The 23,014-nt window shown below is 68.7% G+C and carries 21 protein-coding genes and 1 tRNA gene; 12 read left to right on the forward strand and 10 right to left on the reverse strand.

Annotation, left to right across the window (positions count from 1 at the left end):
• Nucleotides 1–4 precede the first annotated feature (4 nt).
• The 6 genes from ABD747_RS05020 to ABD747_RS05045 all read left to right on the forward strand — a co-directional run bounded on the left by ABD747_RS05020 (nucleotide 5) and on the right by ABD747_RS05045 (nucleotide 4,457).
• Nucleotides 5–778, forward strand: coding sequence for a class I SAM-dependent methyltransferase (locus tag ABD747_RS05020; protein WP_344801996.1), 774 nt, complete (start codon nucleotides 5–7; stop codon nucleotides 776–778).
• 134 nt (nucleotides 779–912) lie between these two features.
• Entirely contained in the window at nucleotides 913–1,287 is a 375-nt protein-coding gene (trxA, locus tag ABD747_RS05025) for a thioredoxin (protein ID WP_344801997.1), read from the forward strand.
• A 170-nt stretch (nucleotides 1,288–1,457) separates the two neighbouring features.
• Nucleotides 1,458–1,530: transfer RNA gene (locus ABD747_RS05030), tRNA-Arg, on the forward strand.
• 468 nt (nucleotides 1,531–1,998) lie between these two features.
• Nucleotides 1,999–2,172, forward strand: a complete 174-nt coding sequence (locus ABD747_RS05035) for a hypothetical protein (protein WP_344801998.1) — start codon at nucleotides 1,999–2,001, stop codon at nucleotides 2,170–2,172.
• A 156-nt stretch (nucleotides 2,173–2,328) separates the two neighbouring features.
• Nucleotides 2,329–3,795 carry an alcohol acetyltransferase gene (locus ABD747_RS05040; protein WP_344801999.1) on the forward strand — a complete coding sequence of 489 codons (1,467 nt, stop codon included), beginning with the start codon at nucleotides 2,329–2,331 and terminating at the stop codon, nucleotides 3,793–3,795.
• Complete coding sequence (locus ABD747_RS05045; RefSeq protein ID WP_344802000.1) at nucleotides 3,792–4,457, forward strand: DUF6320 domain-containing protein; 666 nt, start codon at nucleotides 3,792–3,794, stop codon at nucleotides 4,455–4,457. The genes ABD747_RS05040 and ABD747_RS05045 overlap by 4 nt, the downstream gene beginning before the upstream one ends.
• Before the next feature lie 808 nt (nucleotides 4,458–5,265).
• On the opposite strand, the gene ABD747_RS05050 is transcribed toward ABD747_RS05045, so the two are convergent.
• Together ABD747_RS05050 and ABD747_RS05055 are read right to left on the reverse strand one after the other, a co-directional pair.
• On the reverse strand, nucleotides 5,266–5,562 hold the full coding sequence (locus tag ABD747_RS05050) for a hypothetical protein (protein ID WP_344802001.1): 297 nt from the start codon (nucleotides 5,560–5,562) through the stop codon (nucleotides 5,266–5,268).
• Between the two features lie 4 nt (nucleotides 5,563–5,566).
• Complete coding sequence (locus ABD747_RS05055; protein WP_344802002.1) at nucleotides 5,567–7,648, reverse strand: SH3 domain-containing protein; 2,082 nt, start codon at nucleotides 7,646–7,648, stop codon at nucleotides 5,567–5,569.
• A 691-nt stretch (nucleotides 7,649–8,339) separates the two neighbouring features.
• Here ABD747_RS05055 and ABD747_RS05060 point away from each other — a divergent pair.
• Entirely contained in the window at nucleotides 8,340–9,152 is an 813-nt protein-coding gene (locus tag ABD747_RS05060) for a thiamine pyrophosphate-dependent enzyme (protein WP_344802003.1), read from the forward strand.
• Nucleotides 9,153–9,305: 153 nt separating this feature from the next.
• On the opposite strand, the gene ABD747_RS05065 is transcribed toward ABD747_RS05060, so the two are convergent.
• The 3 genes from ABD747_RS05065 to ABD747_RS05075 all read right to left on the reverse strand — a co-directional run bounded on the left by ABD747_RS05065 (nucleotide 9,306) and on the right by ABD747_RS05075 (nucleotide 12,947).
• Entirely contained in the window at nucleotides 9,306–10,286 is a 981-nt protein-coding gene (locus ABD747_RS05065) for an alpha/beta hydrolase (protein WP_344802004.1), read from the reverse strand.
• A gap of 1 nt (nucleotide 10,287) precedes the next feature.
• A complete protein-coding gene (locus ABD747_RS05070; RefSeq protein ID WP_344802006.1) occupies nucleotides 10,288–11,469 on the reverse strand; it encodes an acyltransferase in 1,182 nt (393 codons plus the stop codon).
• Between the two features lie 722 nt (nucleotides 11,470–12,191).
• Nucleotides 12,192–12,947, reverse strand: coding sequence for a FadR/GntR family transcriptional regulator (locus ABD747_RS05075; protein WP_344802008.1), 756 nt, complete (start codon nucleotides 12,945–12,947; stop codon nucleotides 12,192–12,194).
• Nucleotides 12,948–13,051: 104 nt separating this feature from the next.
• Here ABD747_RS05075 and ABD747_RS05080 point away from each other — a divergent pair, with 104 nt between their 5' ends.
• Together ABD747_RS05080 and ABD747_RS05085 are read left to right on the forward strand one after the other, a co-directional pair.
• Nucleotides 13,052–14,782 carry an L-lactate permease gene (locus ABD747_RS05080; RefSeq protein WP_344802010.1) on the forward strand — a complete coding sequence of 577 codons (1,731 nt, stop codon included), beginning with the start codon at nucleotides 13,052–13,054 and terminating at the stop codon, nucleotides 14,780–14,782.
• Nucleotides 14,783–14,844: 62 nt separating this feature from the next.
• On the forward strand, nucleotides 14,845–16,122 hold the full coding sequence (locus ABD747_RS05085; RefSeq protein ID WP_344802011.1) for an alpha-hydroxy acid oxidase: 1,278 nt from the start codon (nucleotides 14,845–14,847) through the stop codon (nucleotides 16,120–16,122).
• 117 nt (nucleotides 16,123–16,239) lie between these two features.
• Here the strand turns inward: ABD747_RS05085 and ABD747_RS05090 are convergent, their stop codons facing one another.
• Nucleotides 16,240–16,782: a DinB family protein gene (locus ABD747_RS05090; RefSeq protein WP_344802013.1), complete on the reverse strand. Its 543-nt coding sequence runs from the start codon at nucleotides 16,780–16,782 to the stop codon at nucleotides 16,240–16,242.
• A 5-nt stretch (nucleotides 16,783–16,787) separates the two neighbouring features.
• Nucleotides 16,788–17,138, reverse strand: a complete 351-nt coding sequence (locus ABD747_RS05095; RefSeq protein ID WP_344802015.1) for an ArsR/SmtB family transcription factor — start codon at nucleotides 17,136–17,138, stop codon at nucleotides 16,788–16,790.
• An 89-nt stretch (nucleotides 17,139–17,227) separates the two neighbouring features.
• On the opposite strand from ABD747_RS05095, the gene ABD747_RS05100 reads away from it, so the two are divergent.
• Complete coding sequence (locus tag ABD747_RS05100) at nucleotides 17,228–18,565, forward strand: NAD(P)-binding domain-containing protein (protein ID WP_344802017.1); 1,338 nt, start codon at nucleotides 17,228–17,230, stop codon at nucleotides 18,563–18,565.
• 10 nt (nucleotides 18,566–18,575) lie between these two features.
• Here the strand turns inward: ABD747_RS05100 and ABD747_RS05105 are convergent, their stop codons facing one another.
• Both ABD747_RS05105 and ABD747_RS05110 read right to left on the reverse strand, forming a co-directional pair.
• Complete coding sequence (locus ABD747_RS05105) at nucleotides 18,576–18,977, reverse strand: arsenate reductase ArsC (protein ID WP_344802019.1); 402 nt, start codon at nucleotides 18,975–18,977, stop codon at nucleotides 18,576–18,578.
• A gap of 4 nt (nucleotides 18,978–18,981) precedes the next feature.
• Nucleotides 18,982–19,740 carry an MIP/aquaporin family protein gene (locus tag ABD747_RS05110; protein WP_344802021.1) on the reverse strand — a complete coding sequence of 253 codons (759 nt, stop codon included), beginning with the start codon at nucleotides 19,738–19,740 and terminating at the stop codon, nucleotides 18,982–18,984.
• A gap of 38 nt (nucleotides 19,741–19,778) precedes the next feature.
• Here ABD747_RS05110 and ABD747_RS05115 point away from each other — a divergent pair, with 38 nt between their 5' ends.
• Nucleotides 19,779–20,471, forward strand: coding sequence for an arsenate reductase/protein-tyrosine-phosphatase family protein (locus ABD747_RS05115; RefSeq protein ID WP_344802023.1), 693 nt, complete (start codon nucleotides 19,779–19,781; stop codon nucleotides 20,469–20,471).
• Nucleotides 20,472–20,649: 178 nt separating this feature from the next.
• Here ABD747_RS05115 and ABD747_RS05120 read toward each other — a convergent pair whose 3' ends face one another.
• Complete coding sequence (locus tag ABD747_RS05120; protein ID WP_344802025.1) at nucleotides 20,650–21,615, reverse strand: aldo/keto reductase; 966 nt, start codon at nucleotides 21,613–21,615, stop codon at nucleotides 20,650–20,652.
• A gap of 119 nt (nucleotides 21,616–21,734) precedes the next feature.
• On the opposite strand from ABD747_RS05120, the gene ABD747_RS05125 reads away from it, so the two are divergent.
• Nucleotides 21,735–22,784, forward strand: a complete 1,050-nt coding sequence (locus ABD747_RS05125) for a TetR/AcrR family transcriptional regulator (protein ID WP_344802027.1) — start codon at nucleotides 21,735–21,737, stop codon at nucleotides 22,782–22,784.
• The last annotated feature ends 230 nt before the right edge of the window (nucleotides 22,785–23,014 follow it).

Here is a 23,014-nt window from a genome sequence, read left to right on the forward strand (position 1 = left end):
TGCCGTGAGCGAGGACGAGGTCAACTGGCGACGCTACCTCGCCGAGTTCCACCGAGACCGTGCCGGCGTGGTCGAGGCCGTCTTGTCCCGGTCGATGGGTGGTGACCACTCGCCGTACCGCTGGCTGGCTCGCGCCGTTTCCGCCGATGCCAACCTGGTGCTCGATCTGGCGTGCGGCTCGGGCCCGATGTCGCGCGAGCTGGCGCAGCCCGGACGTACCGTCATCGGGGTCGACCTGAGCGCGGAGGAGCTGGCGCTGGCCGGTCAGCGTGGACCGGGGCCCTGGATCCGGGCGGACGGGCTGTCGCTGCCGTTCGCCGACGGCAGCATGGACGCGATCACCAGCTCGATCGGGCTGGCCGTGGTGACGCCGCTGACCGCCGTGGTCGCGGAGTGTGCGCGGGTCCTCCGGCCCGGTGGCGTGCTGGCCGCGATCGCTCCCGCTCTGCGGCCGCTCGGACCGCGCGACCTGCGGGTGCTGACCAGGATCAACGCCAGGCTGCGGACCAAGCCGCAGTACCCCGGACCGCTCGAGCTCGTCGGTTTCACCAAGATCGCCGAGAGCCACGGGCTGCGCCGGGTCGAGGACGCCCGCGAGCGATATCACTTCACCGTTCGCGACCGGGCCGACGCGGAGCTGATGATGCGTGCGCTGTATCTGCCCCAGACCCGCTGGTCCCGGGTCGAGTCGGTGATCGAGCTGTTGGAGGACCGGGCCAAACGCCGTGGCGCGTTCGAGGTCGCCATCCCGATGCGGCGCGTGGTCGCCATCAAGTGACCGTGACCGGCGCTTCGGCGGTGCACCCGTGCGGCGCATCGTCGGCCCCCGCCCGGCATGAGGCTCGGGAATAGCCGGAGCGAGGAGGCTGTTGTGCGGTCTGTAGCCATCCACTTCGAGGAGCAGACTTTTCCATGGCGACCATCAACATCGACGCGAACGACTTCGAGTCGACGATCACCGACAACGAGATCGTGCTCGTCGACTTCTGGGCCGACTGGTGCGGGCCGTGCAAGCGATTCGCCCCGGTCTATGAGAAGGCGTCGGAGGAGAACTCCGACATCGTCTTCGCGAAGCTGGACACCGACGCAAACCAGGGCCTGTCCCAGTCCCTCCAGATCGAGGGCATCCCGACCCTGATGGCCTTCCGCGAGGGCGTGCTCGTCTTCAACCAGGCCGGCGCCCTGCCGCCTGCCGCGCTCAAGCAGGTCGTCCAGGCGGTGAAGGACCTCGATATGGAGGAGGTTCATGCGCAGGTCGCGAAGCTGAACGAGGAGCACGGCCACTGAGGCCGTACGTCCCGAGCTGCCGCCTTCGTGCAGACGTTCCAGCCGGGTGATTGCCGCGGGCCGCGTCGACGATTTGCTCTCTCCCACGGGGGAGAGCCGCCGACGCGGCCCGTTGTGCTGTCCGGAAGCATGCGCCGCCGCGGCCGCCGGGCCGCTACCCTGTGACACCGGCCCCCATAGCTCAGGGGATAGAGCAGAGGTTTCCTAAACCTCGTGTCGCAGGTTCGAATCCTGCTGGGGGCGCCGAAACAGCGACTGATCAGGCTGTATAGACTCTGGGCCAGCCGGGGTCAGGGTCCCGACTCCCCACATCGCTTCCCACAGGACGGTAAGTGTCCTGGCCGTGCGGAAGCTGGAGCTGGGCGAACCGGGCGACGCAACGACGGTCCCGCAGATGAAGAACGCGGCGGGTCGCTGGGTGGCTGCGCCGCGCCCCCAGAAAGCGCTCCGCTGGAAGGCGCGCACGTATGTGCGTGGCGTCGACGCGACGGTCGGAGCTCACGCGTTTCGCTCGGACGCGGCGTGCCGCGGACGATGCACTCGCCGAAGCGGTCGGGGAGTTCTTCGAGCTGGCGCCAGCGCGGACTCCGCACTTCGCCATCTCACGCTCGGGCAGGCCAACGACCGGCAGCGTCTGCGGCTGTTCCTGCAAGCCATCGCCGACACACGCGGAACTGTCTCGGCCCAGCAGACCAAAGCCTGCTCGGCAACGTGCTCGAGTACGCCGTCGACAATGACGTCCTGGCCGACAATGCCGCACGAAGGGTCCGCGCTGTGAAGGCGAAGGTGCCGAAGCGAGCCCGTGACCACACCCGCGCGATGACTCGGGCTGAGCGCGACAATGTGATCGCGCTCGCGCACACCACGTCCCTTGGGCTCATCTGAGGCGGGCTGCCGGATCGTCTGCGCGCATCAAGTTAAGGTCGCTTAGGTCGGTGTGTCCCGACTTTCTGGGTTTATGGGCGAAGGTAACGAGGTGGTCAACGGATTCCGCGGTGACCCGGTCGCCGGTAAGCCCGCCCGGTCATTGAGGGGGTTGTGGTGACCCGTCGAGCTTGGGTACGGCTCGACAACGCTTCCAACATCTTCCTGGCCGCGCGGAGCGACGCGGATCCGAAGGTGTTCCGGCTCGCCGCAGAGATGGATCACGACGTCGATCGCGAGCGGTTGCAGCTGGCCCTCGACGCCACCTACGACCGGTATCGGCTTTACCATGCGGTGCTGCGGAGCGGGGTGTTCTGGTACTACCTGCAAGACAGTGACCTGCGTCCACGGGTGACCGCCGAGGAGCAGCCGACCTGCGCCGGGATCTATCAGGCAGATCGTCGCCGCCTGTTGTTCCGAGTGATGCATCATCGTCGGCGAATCATCCTTGAGGTTTTCCATGTGCTGTCCGACGGCACTGGTGCGCTGTGGTTCCTGTCTGACCTGGTCGCCGCCTACACCCGGCTGGGTGACCTGGCGCAGACGGTTCCGTTGCAGAGTCCCGACGGGGACGGCCCGATAGAGCCCGATCTGGGCCGGGCCGCAGCCGGGACCCGGTCCGGCGTCGACGGAACCCCGCTAACGCATCAGCTGGCCGGCGACAGCTTCGCGCACTACTTCCGCGGCCGCCGCGATCGCACATCTTCGCCCGGCAAGGCGGCGTTCACCAGCGCCGCTGCGCCGGCCGCGCTGGCCGTTGCGGACCACATCCCCTCCACACCTCATCGGGGAATTGATGCGTCCAGGGGGCTCAGCCGTCCGCCCCGACGGTCGTCGACGAAGGTGCACCGCGTCAGGGGAACCCGCACCCCGGACAACCGGACGCGGGCGGTCGAGCTCAGCATGGCCAGCACGGAGGTGCTTGCCCTCGCGCGCGCCGAGAGTGTCTCGCCCACGATGTTTCTGACCGCCTTGTTCTTCGAGTCCATTCGCCGATCGTCGGACGGCTTGGGCCCGAGTTACACGTTGGCGGCGTCGGTACCGGTGAATCTGCGCCAGTTCTTTCCCTCGACGTCGGCGCGCAACTTCTTCGCGACCGTTCGGGTGGAACACACGTACGGCAAGGGTGCCGACGACCTCGGCTCAGTCTGCAGGCAGCTCGACAGCCAGTTCCGCCCGAAGGCCACACCGGAAGCGCTGGAGAAGAAGCTGCGACGCTTCATCCGTTTCGAACGGATGCCGGCGCTGAGGATCGTGCCACGACCGCTCAAGGACGTGATCTTGAAGCTGGTGAACTGGCGGAGCAACCGCGGCCTGAGCGTCGCGGTTTCGAATCTGGGTTTGGCGAGGCTGCCCGAGCCGGCCGAGTCACGGGTGGCGCGCATGCTGTTCCAGGTCTCCGCCGTCCGACCGCAGCTGTGTGCCATGTCCCACGCTGGGCTGCTCACGATCAGCTTCACCTCGCCGTTTATCGAGACCGGACATATCAGGGAGTTCGCTCGGCTCCTCACCGGCAGCGGAGTCGCTGTGACGCTCGCCGCGGCGCGAGTAACCGAGACCGAGCTCGCCGAGGGCGGACCATGAGGCGCTGCACCGAGTGCGCCATCGACATCGAGGGCACGTGGAGCCGGTGTCCATTGTGTACGGCCACCGTCGCAGGTGCGACGGTTCCGAGTCCGTTACCGGCGGTGCCCCTCCGATTCTCCCGGCGGCGGGTGTTGAGGGTGTTGTTCCTCACGTCGATCGCGGTGATCGGGGCATCCTTCGCCGCCCAGCTGCTCTTCAGCCGAGGATTGGCCGGCATCGGCGCTCTTCGTTCGGTGTGGCTAGGGGTGATCACGATGTGGCTGGTTGTGCTGATGGCAGTACGGAAACGCCGCAACGTCGCCAAGGGCACCGTGTACCTCGTCGTCCTGACCGGCCTGATCTGTGTGTACTGGGACTATCTCACCGGCTGGCGCGCGTGGTCGCTGACGTACGCGGTACCGATCGTCAACGCCTGCTCCATCGTGGCCGTGCTGATCACCGTCGAGGTGATGCGGATCGACGTCGGCGAACACATCCTGTACAGCGGTTTGACGGTCCTGCTAGGCCTGGCACCGATCGTATTCCTCGCGTTGGGCTGGGTGACGAACCAGCTACCGTCGGCCATCTGCGGCGCGGTCAGCCTGCTCGTGCTGGCCTTGATGCAACTGACCCGTGGTGCAGACGTGCGCCACGAACTCTCCAAACGCTTGCACCTGTAACAGCAGGCGATGATCGAGAGGCGACTCCCCGCGCCTCGTGGTTGCGGCAGAGTGGCACATGATCACGTCGACGTCGACCCCCGACAGCGTCTGGTCAACGATGAGCTAAGCATGGACTGCGGTCGAGTTGCGCAGGCCGGCCGACGCCACTGCCGAACGATTCGTCGCCGAGCCGCACCGCCGCAAGTCCTACGCGTCGATGTCCGACCCGGTGCTCAGTCTTTCTGTTCGAGTCGCGGACGCCGGGGCACGTGACGTTTTGCGGCCGACGCCGGGCACCGCCTGTCGATCCGACGGGGATCCAACCGGACTGCTGGACCGGCACCGCCACCTCCGCCCAGACGATCGCCGCGGCCAAGAAGCCAGCGGCGGTGAATCTCAGCGGCAAGGTGCCGAAACCCACCGTGACCCTCGGGGTGAAGGTCACGGACACCGGCGAACCGGGCCTCCGGGAGAGAGTCACGATCATCGACGGCTCCCGACGCATCAACACCCTGACCCTGAGGTCCGGATCGGCGAAGGTCAAACTGACCACGATCTTCGGGCCGCGGAATGAAACCTCTCGTCCGTGCCATCGCGTACACGCGGGCGGCGGAGGCGGCCAAGCGTCCGGGCTGGCCATTGTTCCGCCAGGTCGATCCGTCCCTCGACCAGGGTGCGGGGTGCGATGCAGCGGTGGCCTGGAGGGCGAGTTTGATCAGGAGATCGACGGGAAGGCGAACGGGCTGTGCAAGAAGCGGCACCGCCACAGCAGTTCCTGGCGGTTCTCGAGCAGGTGACTCGCGCCTTGCCTGACGTCGAGCTGCACCTAGTCGTCCGCCGCCTTGCCGCTGGATGGTGTGACGCCGGTGACGAGATCGGTCAGGATCTGCGCCGCCTCGGCCAGCTGCGACGCGGTGTACCGGTACGACGTCGTGAAGCCTTCTTGATCATCGAGTTCGTCGATCCCGAATTGGTCGTGTGTGGGGGAGTAGTCCAGAACCCATGCCCGGTTGTTGCGTCGTACGTCGAGGAAGATCGCGCCCGACGGGAGGACGGACAACTCGGTCGAGACGCCGTCGTGGCGTTGACGCAATGTGGCCGCCAGCGCTTCCAGCGCCGTCACCCGGTCAGGGCTTGTGGAAGTCAACGTTTCCCGTCTTTCGGTTGGTGATCGTGATGCTGCCGTCGCTGCCGCACTGGATCGTATGACCACGCGTGCGAGCGGTGAGACTGCCATCGGCGTTCCGCACGATGTTGTCGGCCAGCGGTGGGTACATCCGCCCGTCCGGCATGTTCGGTGGGGGAGGCGGATCCTTGCGAACGACACCGCTGAGCTCGTCCTCGACAGCGTTCAGGGTGCGGTTCACCTGGCCCAGTGCTTCGTCGGCGTTCTTGGCTTTCGGTTCCTCGCCGAGACGCTTGAAGAACTCCCGCAGCCGTTCAGGAATCGTTGCCGGCTTTGGTGGTTCGAGCTGTCCCCTGGGTCCTGCCGGCTCTTTGGGATTCAGCTTCTCCCTCGTCGTGGTCAGCTTCTGTCGATCGACCAGCCACTTGGCGATCTCGGATTTTCCGAGCTTTCCGGCGAACTTCGTCTTGGCGAACTTCTCCATGCCCTCCTTCATCAGGTAGGCGGCCAGGACGACCAGCAGTGCGCTGACGAAGATGCCGATCGCTTCGGCCAGCGTCTTGGCCGCGTTGTCGATCTTCTTCGGGTCACCGTTCGCATCCCACACCTGCGAGATGAAACTGCCGAGCTCGGAGAAGAAGCTGCCCGCCATGCCGATGATCGCCTCGGCCAACATGTACAGCCCCCATGCTTCGAGGACCAGCAGACCGACCTCGAACCCGATCTCGGCGCCCGGAACGGCCCCGACGCCGCCGCCGAAGACCGCGCCGAGAAGCGCGCCGACCGCGGTGCTCACGGCGAGGATCTTGGCGGCGTCGATCGCGAAGTCGACCAGTCCGGTCAACAGGCCCAGCGCGGTGTCGCCGGCGCGCCGGAGGATCGCCTCGGGCATGTACTTGACCGCGGCCGAACAGGCGTCTCGGAAGTCGTCGATCTTCTGCTCGATCTTCTTCACCAGGCGGGTGACCTCGCCGGTGACGGTGCCGCTGCCGACGTCCATCGCGGCGGCGACGCCGAAGCTGGGAATCCACAGGTCGTAGTCGGCCTTCAGCAGGGTGTCGGACGCGTCTCGGCCGCTGATCAACCAGTTGCCGATGTCGTCGAGCCAGTCGGTGGAGACGATGAAAGCATCGCCCTTGTTCACGGCGCGGATCGCGTTGATGAAGTGGTTGATGTTCTGGTCGGCGCTGCCCTCGTTGCCCTGGATGCCGTACTGCTGCTTGACCAGTCCCCAGAAGGTCTGCCCGGAACGGACTTTGATCATGGTGAGGCCCGGGTCGCGCGCGATCAGGTCGGGTGGCGGGAAATGCACTCGAGGGGCGTAGAGGTACCCGACCTGTGCCGCGGGTGTCGTCACCTTTTGCCAGCCCGGATGCAGCGCCTCCTCGTCGAGCACATGTACCCGCGTTCCGAACGCCAGTTGTGCCAACGACTTCGACGACTGGTCCGCGCCGGTCCGCAGATTCAGACCCTCCTCACGGACGAAAGCGATCTTCGAAGCGGCCGAAGCCGAGCTCGGAGGTGGCGCCGGAGAAGGTGGTGACACCCCTGCAGCCGGTGCAGGCGCCCCCGGGCCTCTTTGCACCGGCACGTCTGTTGTCGCCCGGCTGGCCCCCTGCAGCAGGCGACCCGTCGCGCGATTCCCGGCGGTGCGCTGCAACCACAGTAGGTCGGAGTCCGAGGTCGGGCCGTTCACTGGATCGCCGGCGTCGGGGTGCGGGGCCACGCGAGGCTTCACGCCTCGCGACCGGTCGACCACGTCGGTCGGGCGCGGGGGCCCGCTGCGGACGTACGCCCGTTGCTCGGCCATCATTCGACGATCCCACGCCCGCGCGGATAATCCATTCCCCATCGGAAAGAGGCCGGGGCAGACAAGTCTGCCCCGAACGCTGCCCGATCGCGATTGCGCCGCTGCAGGCCGACCCGACCTCTTCCATCTTGCGCTACGGCGAGTGACGTGACCCGGCCGCCGCGCCCCTTGAATCGGCAGTGTGCTTCCTCCGATCGTGGAGGGACCTTGTGCCGCGGGCGAGTGCCCTGGATCGGACATGGCCGAAAGTCGACATGCCAGCGACGCGGACACTGCCGCGGTTCACGGTTCTACCGAGGGTGGATTCAGGGGCTCGGAGTCGTCTCGACGGTGAGGGCCGCGGCAGCCTGGTCGGGGGATTCAGATTGCCGCGGCTCTCATCGCTGCCGCTGGCCGGCGGAGGGTCGGGGGACTTCCCTTCGCCCAGTGTCCAGCGGCCGGCTGACCCGTCAACCCCAGTGCCGGGGTTTGGGTCTCTGACGCTCGGGATCGGGGGGTCCCGAGCGACATGATCAGCGTAGTGGTCGATTCGCGGCCCGCACGGCATTTTTTGTGTCAGCTTTAGGCCATGTCCTCAATAGGACGCGGCCTGGTCCGGGCCGGCGGTGAGAGCAGGGCCGTCCTCGGACCCGGCGCCTCGCGGTGGTTCATCGCAGGGTGTAGAGCAGGGCGAGCAGTCCGGCTCCACTGACGGTGATCCCGAGTTGGAGCGGCAGCGTGCCGTCGGGCGGATGGCTTCCGGCGTCCAGCGAGTCGCTGGTGTTGGCGGCGCGCTGGCTTGCCTGTCGCCAGACGAAGGCGGCGGCGGCGAGGCCGAGGAAGCCGATCGCGAGTGACCAGGCGAACGATGCCGCATCCCTTGCAGACGTGAAGCGACTCCTATAACACGCTGCTAGAGCGCGACAGCAGGTCCTCGCCGGGTTCGCCGGCGGCTCGAGCGAATGCGTCGAGTGCGCTGGGGTGGGTGACCGGTTCGATCGGGCTGCTCGGAACCCAGCCGTCGTACGAACTGATGACCGGCTGCGACACCTTGCTGGTGATCGGCTCGAACTTCCCCTACACCCAGTTCCTGCCCCGCTTCGAGGGAGACAAGCCCGACGTCCGGGCGGTGCAGATCGACCACGATCCCACCATGGTCGGGCTGCGCTACCCGTTCGAGGTCAACCTGGTCGGAGACGCAGCGGCAACGCTCGAGCGGCTGATCCCACGGCTGACCCGGAAGGAGGACCGCTCCTGGCGGGACGCGGTTGAGAAGAACGTCGCGCGCTGGTGGGAGGTGATGGATGGGCGGGCCGAGGTCGGTGCGGACCCGATCAATCCGGAACGGGTCGTCGCCGAGCTGTCGCCGCGGCTGCCGGACGACGCGATGCTGACCGCCGACTCGGGCTCGGGCACCAACTGGTACGCCCGGCACGTCAAGATCCGCGGGGCGATGCGTGGCACGCTGTCCGGCACGCTGGCCACCATGGGCTGCGGCGTGCCGTACGCGATCGGTGCCAAGTTCGCCCATCCGGACCGGCCCGCGTACGCGCTGGTCGGTGACGGCGCCATGCAGATGAACGGCATCAACGAGTTGCTCACGATCGCCAAGTACTGGCAGGACTGGGCCGTCCCGCGGCTGGTCGTCGCGGTGCTGCACAACGACGACCTGAACCAGGTCACCTGGGAATTGCGGGCCATGGGCGGTTCTCCGCAGTTCTTGCCCTCCCAGCAGCTGCCCGACTTCCCCTACGCCGAATACGCCCGCAGCCTCGGCCTCCAGAGCGCTACCGGGTGAGTTGAAGGCCGAGCTCTGCACGACAAGCCTGGCGGGTCTGTCCAACGCTTGTTGGCAGCCAGGGCGAGGCCGGGGGCCGCCGGCTGCCTGTTGAGGGCGGACGATCTCTGGCCCGCGTCGGGGCGGTGGTGGTACCGCCGCCCGTGAGCGGCCTCAGCCGTAGGCACGACACCAGCGGGCGATCTCGGCGAACGCCCGCTCCCGCACCGTCTCGGCGGACAGCACGACGTCGTGCATGGCGCCGGCGAGCCGGACGACGGTGACATGGTCGCCGAGCGCCAGCGCCCGCCGGGCGATGTGGTCGACATCGATCACCGTGTCGACCGCGCGCAGCTCCTCGCGCCAGCGTCGGGTCACCACATGCCGCGCGGACAGCAGGACGAGCACCGGAACCGCGAGCTCGAGGCCGCCGGCGACCCGGGCGTGTCCGGCCCGGACCGCGCGCAGCCAGCCGGGTCGTAACGGCGGCGCCGGCGACGTCTTCAGGCCGAGGTCGTAGTCCCACTCGCCGCCGTGGGAGAGATGCACGCTCCACGCGTACAGGCCGACGTCGGGCAGCCGCAGCGGCCGGGTCGGCGAGCCGACGGCGAGCACGCCGGCCAGTACGCTGGTCGCGGTGGCCACCGCAGCCGGTCGATGCAGATCCAGCCACGGCGAGTTGAGAATCAGCGCGTCCACCCTGTCGGGGCGGTTCGCGGCCCAGAGTGAGCCGATCAGCCCTCCGGTGGAATGTCCGAAGACGATCAGCCGGTCGTGGTCGGCACCGATCACGTCGGCGGCCAGGCCGAGCTCGCGATCGTACTCGTCGAGGTCGTCGACGTAGCCCGGCAGCTGTCCAGGTCGCAGACTGCGCCCGCAGCGCCGCAGGTCGATGGCGAAGAAGTCGTAGCCCAGCTGACAGAGCCGATCGGCTAGGTGGGCCTGGAAGAAGTAGTCGTTCCAGCCGTGGACGTAGAGCACCGCCGACCGCGACCGGGCCGCCGGGATCCGGCGGACCAGGGTCGCGAGCAGCTCGGTGTGGGCGGGCTCGCCGGCGACCGGCCGGACCTCCGGCAACGGCAGGTCGGCCGCCTCGAAGCCGGTCAGGATGTCCGGCCGCCAGGCGATGGCGCCGACCGAGGTCGGATCGCTCATCTCACAGCACCCGGCGCAGCGGTGTGTGCGAGATCAGCAGCCAGGCCAGACCGAACGAGCCGACGATCGCCAGCACGGCGACGGCCGCACCCTTGACCGCGATCGGCACGGCCAGCGGCCGGAACGCGATCTCCAGGCTCAGCAGCACGGGCACCTGGAGCAGGAAGGCCGCGTACGCCCCGCGCGCGGCCGCGCGCGGAACGGCGGCAGTCGAGCCGAGATGCCGCTGGGCCAGGGCCAGCACCCCGATCGATCCCGCGACGACCAGCGACGCCTCCACCAGGTCCAACGCGAACGCCTGCCAGCGCCAGCCGCCGAGGAAGGTCGCCTCGGCCTGGACGAAGTTGGTGATCCCGACGAGCACCACCACGACCGGCGCAACCACCAGCGTCACCGCGACCGCCAGCCAGCACCGCCGCACGATCCGATCCGGCACCTGCTCGGCCCAGCCCTGGCCGCTCACCATGGCGCCGAGAACGAACATGCCGATCAGCTGCGGCCACTGCCACAGGTGCAGGTCGAGGATCTGCTGGCTGCGCGCGGGGTAGACCAGCCGCACCAGGAGCGAGACGGCCGCAATGGCCGCCGCCGTCAGCACCAGGTGGCGGCCGCGGACGATCCGCGGAGTCAGCCGGCCGGCCCAGCCGAGCCCGCACCAGAGGGCGTACCCCAACGAGATGTAGAGCAGCACCTGGACGAACCAGATCGGGCCGGAGTCCAGGAACGGCGTACGGCCCAGGAACGCGTGCCAGTAGGAGATGTCGTGGCCTGCCGCGCGGTAGGCGAGCCACATGAAGAACGGCCAGATCGCCAGCATGAAGAGCACCCACGGGATGCCGAGTCTGATCAGCCGGCTGCGGGCGTAACCGGCCGGCCCGGACCGTTGCGCCGCCCGGGGCGCGAACAGGCCGGACAGGAAGAAGAAGGTGCCCATCGCGAACAGCGCGGTCGGACCGAGAAGCACCGACAGCAGGTACTCCAGCGTGGGCGGAAGCGTGCCCTCCTGGACCTCGTCGTACGGCCAGCCCCCGATCGCGGCGTATCCCATCAGGGCGTGGCAGCCGATCACCCACGCCACCAGGACCGCCTTGAGGTTGTCGACCGCGACGACGCGCGTCCCTCGGGCGGCCCGACGCTGTGTGTCGTTGCGGTCCGTGTGGGCAACCTCGGCGATTCTGCGCATGGTCGATGAACAGCTCTGCCTCTCGTCGGCTCAAGGCTAGGCGCGACTTGCCTGGCCGGCCATGGGCAGATGACCGTCCGCCCCACGACGAACGTCCTGAGGGCGCGGGGCGCGACCAGCGGCTCACCGTCGGGGGATCGCGTAGGCGGCGCGCCGGACTTCGAGGCCGAGGGTTGCGACGCGTTCGTCGGGGATTTGATCGGTGGGACCGGCGACTTGAACGGCGGCGGGGCTGACTTGTCGGCAAGGGGGATCAAGGCGGCGACGGAGACCATGCCGGGGACGCGTTCGCCTATTGCGGTGGAGTAACCGCGCGCGGATGGTGGTGAGCTCGCTTTCGAAGTCGGCGTGGGTGCGGGCCGTGCCGTCGGCGAGGGTGAGGTCGGGCTGGGTGGTCAGGTAGTCGTGTAGTTCGTCTGTATTCATGGCCGAGCAGAGCACTTTGCCGGCGCCGAGGTGGAGGGGGGAGTCGTTCCCCGATCGGGATCTCGTAGCGCAGGGGTCGGGTGCCGTCGACGCGCGCGAGAGCGACGCGGTGCCAGCCGACGCGTTTGAACAAGGTGGCGGTGAGGCCGGTCTCGCTGGCGAGTTCCTGGAGTACGGGCCCGGCGGTGATCACCAGCGGACTGCGGCACCGACGCGCGTCCGGCGGCCATTCCCGCTCGAATCGATTCAAAGCCATGGTGATCGTCCCGGGGCAGGGCGCAGCCCGCGGTCGGCTGTCAGGTGGGCTCGGTTACGCCGCCGAATCCAGCCGGAAGGTCGGTTGCCGAGCGTCGGATGTGCTCCTCGGTGAGTCGTGCCGCGGTCGGCCCGTCGCCGGCCTCGATCGCGTCCAGGATTCCGCGATGGTCCTGCCGCAGCCTGTCGGCCAGGCTGTCCCAGTGCTCGACCGCGCGGACCGCCTGCTGGATGGGTATCCGCAGCGCCCCCCGGATGGCGGCGGTCAGCGAGGCCACCAGTTCGTTACCACCGGCCTCGGCGATCGCGATGTGGAAGTCGGTGTCTGCGTCGTTGAACGCCTCGCGCGACACCTCCGGAGCGTCCATCCGCGCCAGCGCCGCTCGCATCTCCGCGCGCGCCGCTGTGCTCGCGTTGCTGGCAGCCCGCTCGGCGCTGGAGCGCTCGAGCACAACCCGGGCGTCGACCACGTCGGTCATCGGGAAGTTCGCGAGTGCCACGTGCAGGCGGAGTAGCCGGGTCAGCCCCTGGCGCGGAAGCGCGGAGACGAACGTGCCCGCCTCGGGCCCCGCGCCGCGCTGCGAGCGGAGGATCCCATCGCTCTCCAGCACCCGGACCGCCTCCCGGACGCCGGCCCTGCTGACCTGGAGGCGGGCGGCGAGCTCGCGCTCGGGGGGGAGCGGGTCGCCGACCCGGAGCAGGCCGGCCATGATCTGTTCCTCGATCGCGTCGATCACCATCTCGTGCGCTCGGGAACGTTTCAGCGGCTGCCAGTCGGGCGTCTGATTCGATGACACCCCCCACTATCTCCACCAACCCTCGGCGTTGACAAGCCAGACCATCACCTCTACTGTCCTCCAAAAGGTCAGACCTCTAAGACAATGATGTTCAAGGATGGTGGATGATGTACACACCCCCGCTGGCCCCACTCGGCGGCTTGTGGCTCTCGGCCCTGGTCGCCGCGCTACCCCTGCTGACCGTGTTCGTGACCCTCGGTCTGCTGCGCTGGAAGGCGCATTGGGCCGGACTGGCCGGCCTCGTCGTTGCCGGGGTGGTGGCTGCGGTGGTGTACGGGATGCCCGTGCCTCTGGTCGCGCTCTCCGCCAGCCAAGGCTTCGCCTTCGGACTGTTCCCGATCATGTTCATCGTGCTCAACGCCATCTGGCTGTACGAGCTGACGGTGCGCAGCGGCCGGTTCGAGGATCTGCGCCGGGTGATCGACTCGATCTCCGACGATCCGCGGATCCAGGCGATCATCATCGCCTTCGGGTTCGGCGGCCTGCTGGAGGCGCTGGCCGGCTTCGGCGCCCCGGTGGCGATCACCGGCGTGATGCTGATGGCGGTGGGCTTCAGCGCCATGCGCGCCGCCGTTGTCGTGCTGCTGGCCAACACCGCACCGGTGGCCTTCGGCGCCATCGCCATCCCGATCATCACCGCCGGCAACCTGACCGGCATCGACTACCGCGAGATCGGTGCGTACGTCGGACACCAGACCCCGCTGCTGGCCGTGTTCGTCCCGCTGTTCTTGGTGCTGCTCGCCGACGGCCGTCGCGGTGTCCGGGAGACCTGGCCGGCCGCGGTGGTGGTCGGCGTCACCTTCGCCGTCACCCAGTGGGTGAGCGCCACCTGGATCTCGGTGGAGCTCACCGACATCATCGCCTCGCTCGCCGGGATCGCATCGGCGGTCGTGCTGCTCCGATTCTGGCGCCCGACGGGCACCGCCGCCGCCCGTGCGCGGGTGGCCGGCGAGCGCGGTCCCGAGCAGGCTTCCGCAGGCACCGCGGGTGCCGGCGGCAACGGCGCGCGCCCCGGACGGACCGGGGCGGGCGGCGCCCCCGTGGTCGCGCTGGCCGACCAGCCCGGTACCGCGGTGCAGAAGCTGCCGGCCGGCCGTGTGCTGCTGGCGCTGTTTCCCTATCTGCTGGTCATCGTGGTGTTCTCCGTCGCCAAGCTGTGGGCTCCGGTGCGCACCTTCCTCGCCTCCACCGATATGAAGCTCCCGTGGCCCGGCCTGGACGGTCACGTCCTCGCCGCAAGCGGCAAGGCCGCGACCTCGACGGTCTACACGTTCACCTGGCTGTCCTCCGCCGGCACCCTGCTGGTGTTCTGCGGGGTCATCGTCGCGCTCGTCTACCGGGTGCGGCTCACCGAGGCCGCCGTCTTGTGGGGACGGACGGCACGGAAGCTGAGGTTCTCGATCCTCACCGTCGGTCTCGTGCTGGCGCTGGCGTACGTCATGAACCAGTCCGGACAGACGATCACCATCGGCGCCGCGCTTGCGGCCACGGGGGCGCTGTTCGCCTTCTTCTCGCCGATCCTGGGCTGGGTCGGCACCGCGGTGACCGGGTCCGACACCAGCGCGAACGCGCTGTTCGCCACCCTGCAGCAGACCGCAGCCGTCCGCGCCGGTCTGGATCCCACCCTGCTGGTCGCGGCCAATACCTCCGGCGGCGTGGTCGGCAAGATGATCAGCCCGCAGAACCTGGCCATCGCCGCGACCGCGGTCGGCCTGGTCGGCCGGGAGTCCGAGATCTTCCGCAAGTTGATCTGGTGGAGTCTCGGAATGCTGCTGGCGCTGTGCCTGCTGGTCGGCCTGCAGTCGACGGTGCTGTCTTGGATGCTCCCGTCGTGACCGCCCGCACCCCGGCTCTCCCGGGCCGAGCAGAACCGTCCCACGAATCGAAAGGAACGACGATGTCCGACGTGACCCGGAGCTACGTCACCCGTCAGGTGCCCAAGCCGGCCGAGCTATTGGAGTTGGTGAAGTTCAAGAAGCCCGAGCTGCGGGCCAAGAAACGGCGGCTGGCCTCCGCCCTGACCATCGCGGACCTGCGGACGATCGCGAAGCGACGGACCCCCAAGGCGGCCTTCGACTACGCCGATGGCGCCGCGGACGGCGAGATCTCGCTGCACCGGGCCCGGCAGGCATTCGAGGACGTCGAGTTCCACCCGTCGATCCTGCGCGACGTCAGCGTCGTCGACCCCTCGGTGACGGTGTTCGGCGGGCGCTCCGCGCTGCCGTTCGGCATCGCCCCGACCGGCTTCACCCGGCTGATGCAGACCGAGGGCGAGCGGGCCGGCGCCTCCGCAGCCGGCGACGCCGGCATCCCGTTCACTCTCTCCACCCTCGGCACGACCTCGATCGAGGACGTCAAGGCGGCCAATCCGTACGGCCGCAACTGGTTCCAGCTGTACGTCATGCGCCAGCGCGAGATCTCCTTCGCCCTGGTCGAGCGGGCAGCGCGCGCCGGCTTCGACACCCTCTTCTTCACCGTCGACACGCCGGTCGCGGGCGCGCGGCTGCGGGACAAGCGGAACGGGTTCTCGATCCCGCCGCAACTGACGGCCGGCACCATCGCGAATGCGCTGCCACGACCGTGGTGGTGGTGGGACTTCCTCACCACGCCCGGACTGGAGTTCGCCTCGCTGACCTCGACCGGGGGCACGGTCGGAGAGTTGTTGAACTCGGCGATGGATCCGTCGATCTCGTTCGCGGACCTGGACGTGATCCGCGCGATGTGGCCCGGCAAGCTGGTGGTCAAGGGCGTGCAGAACGTGCAAGACGCCCGGCGCCTGGCCGATCTCGGCGTGGACGGCATCGTCTTGTCCAACCACGGCGGCCGTCAGCTCGACCGGGCACCGGTGCCGTTCCAGCTCCTTCCGGAAGTCGTCCGGGAGGTCGGGTCAGATCTCGAGGTCGCCGTCGACACCGGGATCATGCACGGTGCCGACATCGTCGCCGCGCTCGCCCTCGGTGCCCGGTTCACCCTGATCGGCCGCGCCTATCTCTACGGGCTGATGGCCGGCGGCCGCGACGGCGTCGACCGGGCGATCGGCATTCTCGCCGACGAGGTGGTCCGGACCATGCAGCTGCTCCAGGTCACCTCGGTCGAGGAGCTCACACCCGGCCACGTCACCCAGCTGACCCGGCTGCAGCCGCGGGCCCGGACCGACGTCTGGGCGAGCGTCTGAACCCGCTCACGCCGCCGGGACCCGCGCTGCGGGCACGGGTCGGCGGCTGCGGCCCGATTTGCCGCCACGCTCGCGGGGGCGGGGCGCGATCGGGTCCCGCAAGGGTCCACTCGCCGGCTAGGGCTGCGGACTGCTGTCGGTGGTCGACCGGAGGCTGAGTTGGCGCCGGTGGTGTCGGTAGTGCTCGGTGCCGTAGTGGTAGACGTCGAGCACGCGCATGGTGTCGCGGAAGTAGGGGTCCCATCGGGTCGGGAAGTGCATGGTCAGCGCGAGGCTGGGTTCGGTCTCGCTGGTCAGCCGGTCGGTCAGCGCGCGGCAGCTTCGGTCGAGGAGGGCCGCCATCGTTCTTGTCGGCAGCAGTTGGCCGCCGCCGACGGATCCGAGGTAGTTGATCAGATGGAACGGACGGTGGGCGGCGTCGAGGGTAGCCGCGAACCGGCGGCTCCACCCCGACCGGCCCAGAAGATGCACCAGTGGCATGAGAGTTCGGACGATCAGGTATCCGAACACCATGTGGAACAGCAGTTGCTTGTTCGACCACCGGGTGCCGTCGGAGCGGCGGTGCAGGTCAGCAGTCGACGCCTGTTCGATCAAGTCGCGGAAGTCAGCCGGTACGCCGGCCAGTTCCGCCGCGATCGTGCTGCGGTTCGTGCCATTCACTGTGCTCAGCGGGGCCTGAGGGCGTCGGCCAGCCCGGCGAGTGTCTCGCTCTGGATGCTGTAGTAGGCCCACTTGCCGCGTTGTTCGCGGCTGATGAGGCCGGCGTCGACCAGTTGTTTCAAGTGGTGGGAAACGGTCGGCTGTGAGAGCTGGACGTGTTCGAGAAGGTCGCAGACGCATGCCTCGGCGCCGTCGGCGGCCGCGATCAGGGACACCAGTTTCACCCGGGTCGAATCGCCGAGTGCCTTGAACATCTGCGCGAGCCGCGCAGCGACGTCGTCGTCCAGGACGCCGCCGGTGACCGGGGAGCAGCAGACGGCCACGTCGTCGGCCAGGGGAAGGGTTCGGGTCGTCATGGATCTAGTCTGCCACGAACGTATTGACTTTTGTCGATGGATGGCTACAGTTCATATCGATAAGTATCAATATGAGTGCGAGGTGCGGGATGAGTGGATTGCCGGTGGTCGTGATCGGTGCCGGGCCGCAAGGGCTGGCGGCGGCGGCGCATCTGCTGGAGCGGGGATTGGAGCCGTTGGTCTTGGAGGCCGGGGCTGGACCGGCTGCAGCGGTGCGGGAGTGGTCGCATGTGCGGTTGTTCTCGCCGTGGCCGGAGCTGGTCGACGGCGCGGCCGCCCGGTTGCTGGCTCCGACGGGGTGGACGGCGCCGAGCAGTGGTTACCCGACCGGTGGGGAGTGGGTCGAGCGCTACCTGGCACCGCTGGCGGCGGTGCTGGCTGGTCGGGTCCGGTACGAAGCGCGAGTGGTCGGGGTATCTCGCCGGAGCCGGGACCGGCTGGTCAGTGCGGGCCGGGAGAACCAGCCGTTCACCGTGTCGGTTGCCGGTCCGGCTGGGGAGTACAGGCTGGAGGCCCGGGCGGTGATCGATGCGTCCGGCACCTGGGCCATCCCGGGCCCGGCCGGCGCGGACGGTCTGCCTGCGCTCGGCGAGGCGGCAGCGGTTGAGCTCGGCCTGGTGTCCTATCGACCGCCGGCTCCGGCCGAGATGGCGGGGCTGGCCGGCGGCCACGTGGTGGTGGTCGGCAGTGGGCACTCCGCGATGACCGCGGTGATCGAGCTGGCCGGCTGGGCCCGGGTGACCTGGGTGCTGCGTCGCGGCCAGGTCGGTGACGCAGTCGGCGGTGGCGCGTCTGACGCGCTGCCGCAGCGGGGAGCGTTGGGTCTGCGCGCGAAGGCGGCGGTCGAAGACGGCCGGGTTCGGCCGGTGACCGGATTCCGGACCGATCAGATCACGATGGACGGTGCCGGCGCGGTGCTGGTCGGGCAGGACGGGCGCCGGCTGGATCGGGCCGATCTGGTGGTGGTGCTGACCGGGTTCCGGCCCGATCTGTCGTTCGTGTCGGAACTGCGGCTGGATCTGGATCCGGTGCTGCAGGCGCCTCGCGAGTTGGCACCCGAGATCGATCCGAACGTCCACTCCTGCGGGTCGGTTCGTCCGCACGGCGCCCGCGAGCTGGCGCAGCCGGAGCAGGGGTTCTTTCTGGTGGGGATGAAGTCCTACGGGCGGGCGCCGACATTCTTGGCGCTGACCGGATACGAGCAGGTCCGCAGCGTTGCCGCCGAGCTGGCCGGCGACCACGAGGCGGCGGCCAGGATCGATCTGGTTCTGCCGGAGACCGGTGTCTGCGGCGGATCCGGGGTGTTCGACGACCCGGACGCGACGGCTGCCGGATGCTGCGGGCCGTCTCGGGCGACGGTGGAGCTGACGGTGGCGCCGCAAGGCGGCTCCGCAACGCGCAAGAAGACGAGAGTGCGTTCAGCGTGATCCCGCGCTGTCAGGCGGGGACGAGCTCGCCCAGCAGGAGTTCGACCCGGCGGCGGATCTCGTCGCGGATCGGCCGGACCGCCTCCACACCCTTGCCGGCCGGGTCGTCCAGCACCCAGTCCTCGTAGCGTTTCCCCGGATAGAACGGGCAGGTGTCACCGCAGCCCATGGTGATCACCACGTCGGACGCCCGGACGGCGGCGTCGGTCAGGACCTTCGGCTGCTCGGCGGCGATGTCGATGCCGACCTCGGCCATCGCCGCGACCGCGGCCGGGTTCACCTGGTCGGCCGGCGCGGACCCCGCCGAGCGGACCTCCACCGCACCGGCGGAGAGATAGGCCAGAAAGGCGGCCGCCATCTGTGATCGGCCGGCGTTGTGGACGCAGACGAACAGCACACTCGGCTTGGGCATGGTCTCAGGTCTCCTTCGATGTGGATGTGGTGGTGGTCGCGGGGTGCGGCACGACGACCCGATCCGCCGCCTGCGGTGCGTCGGGATACAGCAGCAGCACCAGCCCGAGCCCGGCGGCGGCGCCGATGAGTTGGGCCGCGATGAACAACGGTGCCGAAGACGGCGCGATCCCGGCGAAGGTGTCGGAGAAGATGCGCCCGATCGTGACCGCAGGGTTGGCGAACGAGGTGGAGCTGGTGAACCAGTAGGCGGCGCCGATGTAGGCGCCGACCGCAGCGGCGGACAGTCCCGCCCGGCCCGAGCGGGCGAGGGCGATGATCAGCAGCACCAGGCCCGCGGTGGCGACGACCTCACCGATCCCGTGGCTCACGCTGGCCCGGTCGGTGGCGGAGATCTGCATCGCCGGCAGGTCGAACATCACGTTCGCCAGCACCGCGCCCAGCACTGCGCCGACGACCTGCACCGTGCTGTAGGCGGCGACCTCGGCCCCGCTCAGTCCGGTGCCAGCGCGCCGGCCGAGCAGCCAGTCCGCCGCGGACACGACCGGGTTGAAGTGACCGCCCGACACCGGTCCGAAGATCAGGATCAGCACCGCGAGGCCGAACACGGTCGCGGTGCTGTTTTCGAGCAGCTGCAGTCCGACGTCGTCGGCGGACAAGGCTTCGGCCGCGATGCCCGACCCGACGACCACGGTCACCAACAGCCCGGAGCCGCAGAACTCCGCGATCAGGCGACGCCGCAACGGCACCTTGACTTCCAACATGCCTCAACGATACTTGAGTCAATATCAATGGAGGCAAATTGAGTTTCGCGGGTGAGACGGCAGCCCGAGCGGCGGTGTTCGCCGCGCTCGGCGAGCCCGTACGGCTGGCGGTCGTGGACCGGCTGGTGGCCGGCGACCTGTCGCCGGGCGGTCTTGCCGGCGAGCTGGGGATCGGCAGCAACCTCCTTGCGCATCATCTGCAGGTGCTGGAGCAGGCTGGCGTGATCGACCGGGTCCGGTCGGAGGGGGACCGGCGCCGCAGCTATCTCCGCCTTCGCGAGGACAATCCGGCGGTCTGGGTCGCCGCCTTGTCCGGCCGGCTGCCTGCCGGCGTCGATCTGTCCGCGTCCCGGGTCGTGTTCGTGTGCACCGCGAACTCGGCGCGGTCCCAGCTGGCCGCCGCCCGCTGGGGGCAACTCAGCCCGATCCCCGCCGCGTCTGCCGGCACGCACCCCGGGCCCGCGGTGCATCCCCGAGCGGTCTCCGCCGCTCACCGGCACGGTCTGCGGCTCGACGACGCCAGCCCGACCGGGCTGGCCGGGCTGCTCGGCGGGGAGGAGTTGGTGATCGTGGTCTGCGACAGCGCCCACGAAGAGCTCGATCCCGCCCTGCCGCGGCTGCACTGGTCGATCCCCGACCCGGTCAGGGTCGACACCGACGCCGCGTTCGACGCGACCATCGTCGACATCGATCACCGCCTGCACCGGCTCGCCACGCTGACCAGATCCTGACCAGACACCCGGCACGGCCGTCCGGGCGGTGACCGCGCGGCGGGCCGCAGCCGCCGGCCCTGGACGAACGTCCGACCGGCTCGAGGCGGCGTGCAGCGGGCCGCGTGGCGTGCTGTGGCCGGCGATTCAGTGAGTCAGGGAACCGCGCGACCCGGCTGGATCGATCACAGCCCCGCACTCACCAGGCGTAGTCTTCCGGAGCCGTCTTGCGCCCGGGAAAGAGCTTGTCCAGGCGCTGCAGGTGATCATCGCTCAGCGTCAACTCGACGGCCGGAAGCGCGCTGTCCAGCTGCGCGCGGGTCCGCGGCCCGATGATCGGCGCCGTGACGACCGGGCGGCTCAACAGCCAGCTGAGCCCGAGTGTGGCGGGCTGGGTCCCGATCTCGTCGGCCAGCTGCTCGTATCCCTGGATCGCGTCGCGATGAGCTTCGAGGCTCTGCGCCGCACGCCCCTCGAGCCGTCGGACACCGGCCTCGGTCTTCTTGATCACTCCACCGAGCAGTCCGCCCTGCAGCGGCGACCACGGGATGATCCCGAGGCCGTAATGCTCCGCGGCGGGTGCGACTTCGAGCTCGATCTCGCGGACCAGCAGGTTGTAGAGAGATTGCTCGGACACCAGACCCGTGAGGCTTCGTCGGGCCGCGGCCGCCTGTGCGTCGGCGATGTGCCAACCGGCGAAGTTGCTGCTGCCTACGTACAAGATCTTGCCCGCCTGGATGGCGACCTCGATCGCTTGCCAGATTTCATCCCACGGGGTGTTCCGATCGATGTGGTGGAACTGGTAGAGATCGATGTAGTCGGTCTGCAGCCGGCGCAGGCTCGCATCCAGCGCGCGACGGATGTTCAGGGCCGACAACCTGCCGTTGTTCGGCCAGTCGTCCATGTCGCCGTAGAGCTTGGTGGCCAGCACCGTACGCTCGCGCCGCCCCCCGCCTGTGGAGAACCAGTTGCCGAGGATGGTCTCGGTCTCCCCAGGCTGGGTGCCGTAGCGGTTCGCGGTGTCGAAGAAGTTGATGCCCGCCTCGTGGGCGGCATCCATGATGGCGTGTGCATCCTGTTCCGACGTCTGTGGTCCGAAGTTCATCGTGCCGAGGCAGAGCCGCGACACTCGGAGTCCAGTTCGGCCGAGTTGTGTGTATTCCATCTGTGAATCCTTTCACTGCTCTGCGAGGCGTTCTGGGGTACCCGTCCGCGAGGGCATGCTCGACACAGCGCTCGGCCGGTGCGTCGGTGATGCGGCGACCCCGACAGGCACGATCAGAATTGCGCCCTGTTCGCCGCGCTGATGCCACCGGCCGAGCTGTACCCAAGCCGATACCCCGTGCCGTGACCGATGCACGCTCGATCGCGAGACGGTCCCGCGGAGATCAACCGCCGGATGAGGGTGCGCGCCGGCCGACGAAGGATCGGGCCAGGTGCCGTTTCGGGGACATAGGTATCGAGATCGCACCAGATGACCAGGCTCTTGGCTTCCTGCGCACGTTTCGTCGTGGCGGCGGATGGCTAGGTTCACTGCATTCCAGTTTCCCGCATCGCGGAGTGGCCGAGTCGAACCACAACAGCCAGGGGGTCGTTGGCATGGTGGAACGCGGACGAGACGTGACGGGCCGACACCACCCGGACGCGCCCGGTTCGGCCGACCGGCTCAGTCGCGACCTGATCGTGCAGGCAGCGATCAGCTCCATCGACCGCCGCGGTGCGCAAGGTCTGACGATGCGCGGCTTGGGACAAGATCTCGGTGTCGAGGCCATGGCGCTCTATCGGTACGTGACCGGCCGCGAGGACTTGTTGGAGGCCGTGATCGCGAAGTTGCTCGGCGGGGTGCGCCAGAGTCTGGACCATCGACTCACGGAGAGTTGGCAAGGCTACCTGCAGGCTCTCGCTCATCGCATTCGCGCAATCGCCACCGACCACCCCGGGGCGTTTCCGCTGATCGCCACCAGGCATCCTGCGGCGCCTTGGCTGCGTCCGCCGCTGCGCAGCCTCGAACTCGTCGAGGACTTCCTCGACACGTTGCTCCGGCACGGCCTGACCGAGGGCCAAGTCGTCGGGGCGTACCGGGGCTTCACGAGCTTTCTGCTCGGCACCCTGCTGTTGGAGGTCGCTCAACGGGGCGCGGAGAGCTCCCCGATCGAGGAGCCACTGGACGAAGGGCATGCCCAGATCCCCAACGACGACGGACGTCTCGATCTGAGCGAGACGACCACCATCCTCAGGTTCCGGGATCTGCTCAGCGAGGACCGCAGTGCCGAGGAGTTCGAGGTCGCCTTGGAGACACTGCTGGATCGGCTGGAGCTCGACCTGAGCCAGTGATCCGCCGCGCCGGGCATGGATCGGGTCCCCGCGCGCCGGCTGGGTACATCTTCCTGAATCGATCTGTTTACGGCGTAAACATGGGGGTATCCGACAGCCGTCTCAGGAAAGGAGATGTTGCCGTGACGAGTTACCCGAGTACCGGTGATCGGCCGGAGGGGATCGGCGCAAGTGCAGGGGATCCCGGGTTGGAGGCGCTGCCAGAGGCGTCCAGGGCGGGGGAGGCGGTG

Origin of the sequence: Microlunatus ginsengisoli, from assembly GCF_039537205.1 — a bacterium.
Classification (GTDB): Bacteria; Actinomycetota; Actinomycetes; order Propionibacteriales; family Propionibacteriaceae; genus Microlunatus; species Microlunatus ginsengisoli.